Consider the following 9,471-nt stretch of genomic DNA (forward strand, 5'->3'; position numbering starts at 1 on the left):
ACTTCCGCGGAGCAGCACTAGGTGCTCCGCGCCGCAGTCTGCGGATTGTCCGCAGACCACCAACGGGAGGGAACCCCTCATGTCCGCCATCGACCAGCAGCCTCAGTACCAGCCGGCCCCGCAGCAGCCCGTGCCGGGTACCGACCCTGTGGTGCTGCTCCTCGTGGGGATCGTCGTCGTCCTGGTCCTGGGCGCCACTGGCTACCTGTGCGTGGTCCACCGCTCGCTGGCCGGGCCGATCGGCGCCGTGGGCGGGGTGGCCTCGGCGCTGGCCGCCGCGTTCGGCGTGGCGCTTGCCCTGCGCCGCCGGTGACCACCGGGGACCCGCCGGGTGATTGCGGGGCAATCACTCCGTCAGCCTCGGCGGGGCCACCACCGGCGCTCCCTGCGGCTGCGTCGCGCGGGAGTCTGTGGCGGGAGCGTCCGGGATTCGGAGGCTCCCGCCACAGTTCTCAGAGGACTGCGTCCACGGCTGCGTTCACAGCCACGGTCACAGCTGCGCTCCCGGCTGTGCTGGTGAGGCCTTTGAGCAGTGCTGACAGCCACGGCTTGGACCGCAGCTTGGTCCGGGGCTTGGTCCGGGTGCGGGCCGGTGTGCTGGCGGCTGGTGCGGTGGCCGCCTCGGGGACATGCGGCTTGGGCTTCTCGGTGGCCGCGGGGCGGATGCCAGGGACCGGCACCGGCATCAGTACGGGCTCGGTCTCGGGTCGGGGCTTGGGCAGGTTGATCACGGTGGCCAGGGCGGACTTGGTCTGGTCGAGGTCCTCCTCGAGCGCGGTCAGGCGCTGGTGCATGTTGTGGTCGGCGGTGCCGTTGCGGGAGGCCTCGATGCGGTCCCACGCCGCGAGCCAGCGCATGACCTCGGACTCCTTGGTCACCCCGCAGGCCCGCACGAAGTAGGCCAGGAGGTCCCTGCGGCAGTGCCGGGTGCCGTTGAGTACCGCGCCGAGGGTGCTGCGCGGCAGCATGGTGACGGCGTCCGGGTTGGCCCGGGCCAGGTCCTCCAGTTCACGCAGGGACGGCTTGCCGGCCTGGAGGCGAAGGTCTCGCATGGCGTGGAGGAGGTCGGCGGGCTCGGAGATGTACTGGGGCGCCATCGCCGGCCGCCGTAGTACGCCGACCTTGCCCGGTGTCTGGAGGGAGACGGCCTTCGTCCACAGCCGCCGGGCCTCGGTGATGCTGCCGCCGCACGCCTTGGTGTAGGCCTCGACGACGCGCCAAGCCGGGACGCTGGGCCGCTGCCCGGGGACCAGCTCGGCGCGGTAGAGGGTGCTGCGGGAGGTGGGCAGGCCCACCAGTTTGGTTCGCTCCGCCACCTGGCTGATGGTGTAGCCCGAGGCCTGTCGCAGTGACAGCAGCCACTGCGACAGGCCTCGGGTGTGCTCAGCCAGGGCGCTGTTGTCGCGCCCCACCGCGGTCTCCTAGGAGGCCTGGCGGCGAGCGGCGGCGAGCGTGTCGACCAGTCGGCGGACCAGCTCGATGGCGAGCAGGCCTCCGACGGCGAGAACGGTTATGACGGTGTCCACCGGCATCCCGTAGATGGTGAGTGCGGCGGCGAGGAGGATGACGATGACCACGATGATCGTGGCGGGCACCGGAACCTGGGTTCCGGTGCTCGTCGTCGGAGCCTCCCCGCACGCGGCTGCGAGCGCGGTCTTCTTCTTCAACGGATTCTCCCGAAGAGGTCTAGTTACCACTCGACAGGTCCACCAGATGACCGCCGGCCTTGCAGGACCGAAAGTCGTAGACCTCCTCACAGCGTTCAGGACCCCTCATATGTCCGTCTACCAGCTCCGGAAGCCCCATTCCACTTTGTCCCACTGGAAGTTGAGACGGCATCAGCCTTAACCCTGCAGGCCACCGGGCCTGTGCTCCGGCCCGCCCTCGAGCCGCGCACCCTTCCTGTCCACGGTTCTGAGGCCAAGGGGCCTTGTCCCACCGCTCTGGAACCCCGACGCTTCGATCGATAGCCCGAAAGACTCGGGCCCCACGGAGGGGAGTGAAGGCGATGCACGACATGACCGAGACCAATCCGGTGCCAGTGCTTCAGGCGGCCGTCGTCTTGCTCTGCGCCCTCTGCGCCGGCTTCCTGCACGTCAGGACCTCCGTGCCGCTCGTGGCTACCTCTGCGCCGGCCTGGAACCCGCGGCTCTGGCCCGGGCTGCCCCGCGCAGCTCCCAGCTGATCCCCAGCGCCGAGCCCCTAAGCCTGCACGTCAGGCCTATCTGGGACGCGGGGAACCATGCCCGCCTTCCCAGGGGGAGCTCTCGGACGCGATCTCTCGCTGCGCCTGTGTGACCGGGAGGACTCCCGGGCCATGTCCACATGCCTGCAGGTCAGGCATGTCCGGAGACGTGGCGAACCATGTCCGCTTCCAGGGCGGAACTCTCAGACGCGGTCTCCCCGGGCCGTTGCCACTCGACACAACAGGGGAAATAGGTCGGAACTCGTTGCAGCGAGCCCGGCCCCGGGTGCAGCCCTCGGCTGCACCCTGAGCTTGGAAGAACGGGAAGAACTACAGGCCCACGGCCTGGTCCGACCCGGAAGAGCGAGAGAGGGAGAGGAATTTCCCGGCCGGCCGTCAGCAGCGCCTCAGGCACTGCCTGAACACCGGGCGGGCGTTCCGCGTCCCGGTGGCCGAAGCCAAGCTGAAACGCGGCACGGTCAAGGCTCCGCATCAAGTCTTACTCAGCCGCCCCCACCCGCGCGTGAGGTGCCCCGCACCGTGGGGGCGGTTGCACACCCCGCCTTGGGGCAGCGACCACCGCCCAGCGCCTCGGAAGGCCTGCACGAGGTCTGGGGACCTGCGGGGGCAGGCTAGGTTCGTGGGCAGTCCGCGCCGACATGGGTGCGTGGGCCAGGGCCGGTGCCCAGAGCGCTCTGGGGCAGTATGACCGGGCCGCCCCGGTCCCGGTATTCCGTCGAATACCGGGACCGACGGACTAGATGATTGATTCCAAGGTCAGTGGTCGTAGGCGGTCAGTGAGCGGATGACTGGTCCGCCGGTCTTGTGGTTGTGCCAGATCGCGGCGGTCAGGGCGAGGAGTCGTTGCAGGACGCGGATGGTGACTCCGGCGGGCGTGCGGCCACCGTGTCGTTCGAGGTCGAGCTGGCCTTTCAGGGTCTGGTTGACCGATTCGATCAGTTGACGCAGTGGTTTGAACAGTTCGGCTCCGGCCCGCTCGGGTTCGCCTTTGCGGGCCGGCCGCAGCAGCGTGACGCCTGCCTCGGCGAGCTGGCTTTCGAAGTCACGGCCGGCCGTAGTAGTTCCGGTCGGCCAGCAAAGTCGGCGCCGGACGGCCGGCCAGCAGACCGGGATCAACAGCGAGGATGTCGAGGAGGACCTCGCGTTCGGCGGCTTTCGCGCCGGTCAGGGCGAACGCGATGGGCAGGCCGTGCAGAGTGCAGACCAGATGCAGGCGTAGCCCCCAGAAGAACCGTGAATGGCTGGCGCAGTAACCGTACTCGGCCCATCCGGCCAGGTCGGGAGCGTTTCGCGGTCTCGCGCGAGCGCCCGCACTCCACCGGTGTGGAGTCCACGATCCACACGTCGTCGCCCCACAGGGCGGTGTCGGTGGCCAGCTCCCGCAGGACACCTCTGACCAGGTCGGATGCCCGCCGCAAGCGCTTGTTCCAGCCGCTCTGCTGGGGCAGGTATGGGAACAGATGCCGCAGGTGGGCGTGGGCATGACGCAGCCAGCGGGCCTCGGAGACGAAGCCCAGGAGCGGCTGCATCACTGCGAGGGTGACCAGTTCCGCATCACTGAGCTTCGGCTCCAGGCCCACCCGTGGCCGCCACGGAGCAAGATGCGGCGAGGCCTTCAAAAGGTCATCGACCCGCACGTACAGTGCAGTTGCGAGGGTGTCTATCTCGGTCGTCACAAACTGAGAGTGGGCACCCTCGCGTCCGTTCAGCTACCCCTTGGAATCAATCATCTAGAGGGTCCAGCCGTTCCCGCGATGGCTGGGCGTCCTCACCGCACCGCTCTGACCTGCGGTGGGGAGGAATCCGGTGAGGTCACCGGCGCCGGGACACGAAGGACAGGACCCCGGCGGCGAGGGTGGCGACGGAGACGGCGATCTGTATGGGGACGGTCAGGGCCGGCGTGAACATCACCAGGACGCCGGCGCCGAGGGCCAGGAGGACGATGCCGATCACCTGGAGCAGCACGGAGCCCGACTGAACGCCTGCTTCGGTGGTTTCCGTGGTCTCCACCGTCTCGGAGCTCTGGGTGACCGTCTGGGTGGTGCGCGTCGAGCGCTTGATCATGGACATGGGTGTTCCTCTCGAAGGTCCGGCGCGGCGCCGGGGTTGGTTGGGCGAGAGCCACTGTGCGAGTCCGTCCACGGGGGGTCGAGTTCTCGCGAATTTCCGTTCCGTGCCTGGTCAGAGGCCTGCGAGTGCGTCCGTGACGCGGATTCGCGAAGGCTTGACACGGGCGCCGTCCAGGAGGCGTTCGCCGTTGCGGGTTGAGGATGCGACGCGTGCGGGTTAGCCCCACAAGCCCCCGGTCTTTCGAAGCGTTCTAGGGAGTCGAACGCCTTGGAGACGGACGCGAACCGGAGGTACGCGACCAGGTCGAGCTCGGCGCTCCCGGTGGCGACATCAGCGGGGACATCGGCCTCGCCGGCGGCTTGACGTTCCTCGTCGGGGGGATGGCCTGAGCGAATTCACCGTGCCCTAGGGCTGTCCCGTTACTGCGGTGGCGAACAGCCGCAGCCTCGTCAGATGCTCGGACTCCTCCACAGATGTCGCTCGTCCAGGGTCCCGAATCGCACGTCTCCACGTGCAAGGTCGACGAGGATGGGCCAGCAGTCCAACAGCTGCTCTCTCGCATCACGCGAGGCGAGGTACTGCACAGAGTTGTAGGGCACGATCAGCAGCCCGTTGCTCTCACGGACCCGCTCTGCGTCGATGGCGAGAGGCGGTTCGTCATCGCGCTGACTGTGCGCGAGGAACCCCGCCGCGAGCTGTAGGGCCTCGTCCTGCTCCATCATCCGTCTCCAGTCCGTCGGCTAGAAGAAGGCAACCTAACCGGCCAGGCATGATCTTGATGTGGCTGGTGTGATCACGGCGTCGGAGCCGTCCTGGATAGCCCCGTTCACCGGGCTGAGCCCTCGACTGTTCGGGAAGCTGGTGACAGTGCTGCGGCGCGAGGGGGCGGACTCGGTCCGCAGGGGCCGGCCGGGGGGCCTGCCGCTGGAGGACCGCGCCCTGCTGGTCGCGGCCTACTGGCGCACGAACCTGACCATGCGGCAGCTCGCCCCGCTGTTCGGAGTGTCCAAGTCGGCGGCGGACCGGATCATCGACCACCTCGGGCCGATGCTCGCGCTCCAGCCCCGCAAGCGGTTCGCCAAAAACACCGTGCTCATCGTGGACGGCACCCTGGTGCCCACCCGCGACCACGCCATCGCCGCGCAGTCGAAGAACTACCGGTACTCCACCAACCACCAAGTCGTCATCGATGCCGACACTCACCTGGTCGTCGTGGTCGGCCAGCCGCTTCCCGGGAACCGCAACGATTGCAAGGCCTGGGAGGAGTCCGGCGCCAAAGCCGCCGTCGGCACAACCATGACGATCGCCGACGGCGGCTACCCGGGCACCGGACTCGTCATGCCCCACCGCCGCCGAAAAGGCGAGGAACTGCCCGACTGGAGGCTGGCCCACAACAAGTCGCACAAGCAGGTCCGCGCCCGTGTCGAGCACGTCTTCGCCCGGATGAAGACCTGGAAGATCCTCCGCGACTGCCGCCTCAAAGGCGACGGCGTCCATCACGCCATGCTCGGAATCGCACGGATGCACAACCTCGCCCTCGCCGGATAGACCACCAAGCCGTACAGCGGCCCACCCTGCCCGAGACCACTCAGAGATCATTTACGGGAATTGCCGGAGCAGCGAAAAAGGCATCCGACGCCAAGAATGGCGCTGGAGGATGCGAAATCCCTGGACTTCCCGACCCGTCGGGAACCGGCAATGTGCCGGGCCAGATCCTTGACCAACAAATCCACCACGCGAAAATCATCGACGGAGTGGCGCAGGAAAGAGGCCTGCCCGGCCGGGCCTCGCTCACGGGACCACGGAACTGCTCATCGCGACCGCTCTGCGCTGCCAGGGCGCCAAGTATCGACCCGAGGCCGACACGATGCGCACGGCTCGCAACGCACATGCGGCCTGGCGCCTGCTCCGGGAGGAGGACCCGGAGGCTGCAGCCGACCTTGCGGCCCCCCTGGCGGACATGCTCGCCATTCTCGGCGCAGACGACCGGCACCGGGACGTCGTGGAGCAGACCATGGCAGTCCCGGCCACCAGCTGACGGTCGGAGCCGCTGGACACGTGGGGGAGCAGGTACCCCGTGGGTGGGGGGTTCGGGGCGCGGCCGTGTCGCCGTCCGCGCTACAGGCATTGACTGAGGCGGGCTTGCTGCCCGGCCCGTACGCACGCAGCAACTCCTGAAGGCGCTTACGGTGCCGGTTGGCGAACGCCACCAGGCGCTGAACGTACCCGGCCCGCTCGTCCTCCCGTACGGCGCTGAGCGCCACGGTCAGGATCTCCTGCGACGCCTCCCGGCCCGAGGAAGTCGTCCGGGACGGCCAAGGCCCACGTGCACTGCTGCGCCGCCGCCAAGACCTCCTTCGCGTCCAGCGCCGGAGCCGGCTCCTACGTGGGGGGCTCCGGGGCAGGAGCCGGTGCCTACGGGTGGAGCCGAGGCCGCGGCGGGGTGCCCTGGGGTGGTTGTGGGGTGAATGCCGTTAACGGGCGGCGGCAGAGGGCACCCATAGGCCCGTGGCCGCTCCGCTCGAGCGGACACGGCCCCACTCCCGTGCAGGCCAGGACGAAGGAGTACGGCAGATGACGAAGGCCCGCGACATCATGACGGCGGACGCGACGTGTATCGGCGCGAACGAGACGGTGCTCGAAGCGGCAAAGAAGATGGCCCAGCTGAAGGTCGGCTCGCTGCCGATCTGCGGCACGGACGAGAAGCTCAAGGGCATGCTCACCGACCGGGACATCGTCGTGAAGGTCCTCGCGGCGGGCAAGAACCCCGGCCAGGTGAAGGCGGGCGAGCTGGCCCAGGGCGAGGCCGTCACCATCGGCGCCGACGACGACGCCGCGGAGATCCTGCGCACGATGGGCGAGCACCAGGTCCGCCGGCTGCCCGTCATCGACGGACACACGCTGGTCGGCATCGTCGCCCTAGCCGACGTCGCCCGCGCCCTGCCGGACACGAAGGTCGGCGACCTGCTCGAGGCGATCTCACAGAACTGACCGGCCCGCGCAGACTCGGTGCGAGGTTCGTACGTGCAGCTCGACATCGAGGATGCTACGCCGTAACACGCGACAGACGGATCCTCCGCCCGGCGGGCCAGCGGGCCGCCACGTTCGCGCGCGGCCTGCCCACCCCGCAGCCGCGTCCGCACGGGGCCGGGGCCTGGGCTGCGCCCGTGCCCGTGCCTTCTTCGTTTCCACGCGGGCCGGAGCGACGATGCTGATAACGGCCGTCAGTTGCGTGCCTGCCTGCACCGGGCGGGTGAAGATCGGGCAGACGCCTGCGCAGGCGGCCGGAGCCACGCATGATCAGGCCTGTCGCGTGCGCGGTCCGCGTACGTCGTTGAGGAAGGCAGGACCATGGCCGAGGTTGAGTTCGCGTACGAGTCGCCGGATCTCTCCGAGGAGGGCGACATGGTCACCTGGCGGTGGCGTGTGGTGAACAACCTGCCCCAGGCCGCCCACGGGATCGTGCTGACACACCACATAGTCCGTGGCCGTCCATCAAGCATGTCAGTGCCCCGTCGGAGGTATTCGGCGAGTCCGTGAAGACGCGGTGGGAGACCCTGGCAGCCGGTGAGAACGCCGAGGGCGGGATCAGGGCAGAGCTGTCCGAGGAGATGTCCGGCACCGTTCAGATCGCGGGCCGTCTCGTCTGGCAGACAGCCTGACCACCGCGGACCTGGTGAAGGCGCCCACCCCCGGACTGCGGGGTAGGCGCCTTCACCATATGGTCAGCAGGCCAGGCTCAGCACCTGCGTGGGGCCTTGGCACGGACCAGCACGGTGACCGACCCGTCGGGCGCTTCGAGTGCGGGATGACGCCGGCCTGCGAGCCAACGGCGATGTGGCGCCACTTCCGCCGCCGCGCCGCCTAAGTGTCCGGGGCCCGACAGGACGCTCACCGCCGGGCCGCGGGTGGACGACCGTCACGTCAGGCGCCGGGCAGCCAGCCGGCGGCGAAGTCGGCACTGTCCCGTGCACGCTGCGCCCGGATTTCGAGGAGGCGGCGGAAGCCCGCCAGCGCGTAGCGTTCCCCGGTGGCCGCTCTGGGCCCCGGAATGCCGGCGACCGTGGCCATGAGCTGCTGGGGCTGAGGCTGCCAGCCGATGACCTGGACCCTCAGGCGCATACGCTCTGCGCGCCGGTGGAAGCCCAGGAGGTGGTCGTAGGGCGGCGGAATGTTGTTCCGCCGCCCGACATGGGCTCGGGACCTGCAGGGGTTGGTGTCAGCGGATGATGCTATTGCTGTCCCATGCGAGTGCCGGGTTGTTGAAGCCGCTGCCGGTGCTGGTGAACTTCCACAGCCCTGTCCGGCTGGTGCCGTCGCCCTGCTGGCCGTAGTCGTAGAACACGCCGGTGTCGGCCTTGCCGTCGCCGTCGAAGTATCCGGATCCGAGTTTGCTGGTGTTCCAGTTCCAGCTGTCGGTGCCGACGTCCCACTTCTTGACGGGTCCGTTGAAGCCGGTTTCGGTGCTGGTGAAGGTCCACAGGCTGGTCTGGTAGCGCCCGTCGGGGCTCTGTCCGTTGTTGTACAGGACGCCGATGTCGGCCTTGCCGTCGCCGTTGTAGTCGCCGGCGGTGAGCTTGGAGTTGTTCCAGTTCCAGCTGCCGGTGGTGCGGTCGTCGTTGTCCCATACCTTGACCGGGTTGCCGAAGCCGTCACCTGTGCTGGTGATCCACAGGGCCGTCAGGTTGTTGCCGCCGCTCTGCCCGAGGTTGTACAGCACGCCCACATCGGTCTTGCCGTCGCCGTTGAAGTCACCGGAGGTGACCTTGGAGTTGTTCCAGTTCCAGGATCCCGTACCGGACGAGATATTGATCCGAAACGCTTTGAGTTTAGGCTCGTTGATGATGTGTGAGTGATCTGGTGGGGGATGCGCGGGCCTGGTCGCCGGACGCGCAGGAGGCTGTGCGGTTGCTGGCGGTGTCGGCGCTGGTGGAGGGTCGGGACCGGATTGAGGTTGCCGCCCTGTTCAAGGTGTCGGTCAAGGCCGTGGACAACTGGTGGGCGAAGTGGCAGGCCGGCGGGCGGGACGCACTGCTGTCCCGCCCGCGAGGCCGCCGCGTGGGTGAGCATCAGGTCCTGTCGGAGGCCGAACAGGCCGCGGTCCGGCAGGCCGTCCTCGATCACATCCCCTCCGACCTGGGACTTTCGGGTCAGTTGTGGACACGCGGGCAGGTAGGCGAGCTGGTCTTCAAGCT

At 68.6% G+C, this 9,471-nt stretch carries 12 protein-coding genes and 1 pseudogene; 6 read left to right on the forward strand and 7 right to left on the reverse strand.

Going from position 1 to position 9,471, the window contains the following annotated elements:
• Nucleotides 1-79: 79 nt before the first annotated feature.
• Nucleotides 80-313, forward strand: a complete 234-nt coding sequence (locus tag J7E97_RS20665; RefSeq protein ID WP_215029363.1) for a hypothetical protein — start codon at nucleotides 80-82, stop codon at nucleotides 311-313.
• Between the two features lie 139 nt (nucleotides 314-452).
• On the opposite strand, the gene J7E97_RS20670 is transcribed toward J7E97_RS20665, so the two are convergent.
• The 5 genes and pseudogenes from J7E97_RS20670 to J7E97_RS20690 all read right to left on the reverse strand — a co-directional run bounded on the left by J7E97_RS20670 (nucleotide 453) and on the right by J7E97_RS20690 (nucleotide 4,995).
• Nucleotides 453-1,412, reverse strand: coding sequence for a helix-turn-helix transcriptional regulator (locus J7E97_RS20670; RefSeq protein WP_215029366.1), 960 nt, complete (start codon nucleotides 1,410-1,412; stop codon nucleotides 453-455).
• Between the two features lie 9 nt (nucleotides 1,413-1,421).
• Entirely contained in the window at nucleotides 1,422-1,667 is a 246-nt protein-coding gene (locus tag J7E97_RS20675) for a hypothetical protein (protein ID WP_215029367.1), read from the reverse strand.
• Nucleotides 1,668-2,962: 1,295 nt separating this feature from the next.
• Nucleotides 2,963-3,882: pseudogene (locus J7E97_RS20680) on the reverse strand (IS982 family transposase).
• A 136-nt stretch (nucleotides 3,883-4,018) separates the two neighbouring features.
• On the reverse strand, nucleotides 4,019-4,276 hold the full coding sequence (locus J7E97_RS20685) for a hypothetical protein (RefSeq protein ID WP_215029368.1): 258 nt from the start codon (nucleotides 4,274-4,276) through the stop codon (nucleotides 4,019-4,021).
• Between the two features lie 449 nt (nucleotides 4,277-4,725).
• Entirely contained in the window at nucleotides 4,726-4,995 is a 270-nt protein-coding gene (locus tag J7E97_RS20690; RefSeq protein ID WP_251054878.1) for a YrhB domain-containing protein, read from the reverse strand.
• Nucleotides 4,996-5,056: 61 nt separating this feature from the next.
• On the opposite strand from J7E97_RS20690, the gene J7E97_RS20695 reads away from it, so the two are divergent.
• The 4 genes from J7E97_RS20695 (at nucleotide 5,057) to J7E97_RS36675 (ending at nucleotide 7,938) form a co-directional block, all read left to right on the forward strand.
• Entirely contained in the window at nucleotides 5,057-5,824 is a 768-nt protein-coding gene (locus J7E97_RS20695) for a transposase (protein WP_215029370.1), read from the forward strand.
• 319 nt (nucleotides 5,825-6,143) lie between these two features.
• Nucleotides 6,144-6,314 (forward strand): hypothetical protein, encoded by a 171-nt coding sequence (locus J7E97_RS20700; RefSeq protein WP_215029371.1) that lies wholly within the window; start codon nucleotides 6,144-6,146, stop codon nucleotides 6,312-6,314.
• A gap of 536 nt (nucleotides 6,315-6,850) precedes the next feature.
• On the forward strand, nucleotides 6,851-7,267 hold the full coding sequence (locus tag J7E97_RS20705; protein WP_215029373.1) for a CBS domain-containing protein: 417 nt from the start codon (nucleotides 6,851-6,853) through the stop codon (nucleotides 7,265-7,267).
• A gap of 545 nt (nucleotides 7,268-7,812) precedes the next feature.
• Nucleotides 7,813-7,938 carry a hypothetical protein gene (locus J7E97_RS36675; RefSeq protein WP_285428473.1) on the forward strand — a complete coding sequence of 42 codons (126 nt, stop codon included), beginning with the start codon at nucleotides 7,813-7,815 and terminating at the stop codon, nucleotides 7,936-7,938.
• A 262-nt stretch (nucleotides 7,939-8,200) separates the two neighbouring features.
• Here the strand turns inward: J7E97_RS36675 and J7E97_RS20710 are convergent, their stop codons facing one another.
• The gene (locus tag J7E97_RS20710) at nucleotides 8,201-8,398 is read right to left on the reverse strand and encodes a hypothetical protein (RefSeq protein ID WP_251054879.1); all 198 of its coding nucleotides are present in this window, start codon (nucleotides 8,396-8,398) and stop codon (nucleotides 8,201-8,203) included.
• 97 nt (nucleotides 8,399-8,495) lie between these two features.
• Nucleotides 8,496-9,122, reverse strand: a complete 627-nt coding sequence (locus J7E97_RS20715; protein ID WP_215029379.1) for a VCBS repeat-containing protein — start codon at nucleotides 9,120-9,122, stop codon at nucleotides 8,496-8,498.
• 2 nt (nucleotides 9,123-9,124) lie between these two features.
• Between J7E97_RS20715 and J7E97_RS20720 the strand changes: the two genes are divergently transcribed.
• Nucleotides 9,125-9,471 (forward strand): helix-turn-helix domain-containing protein (locus J7E97_RS20720; RefSeq protein WP_215029377.1); only part of this gene is annotated, 347 nt, incomplete at its 3' end.

Origin of the sequence: Streptomyces sp. ISL-66, assembly GCF_018614135.1 — a bacterium.
Classification (GTDB): domain Bacteria; phylum Actinomycetota; class Actinomycetes; order Streptomycetales; family Streptomycetaceae; genus Streptomyces.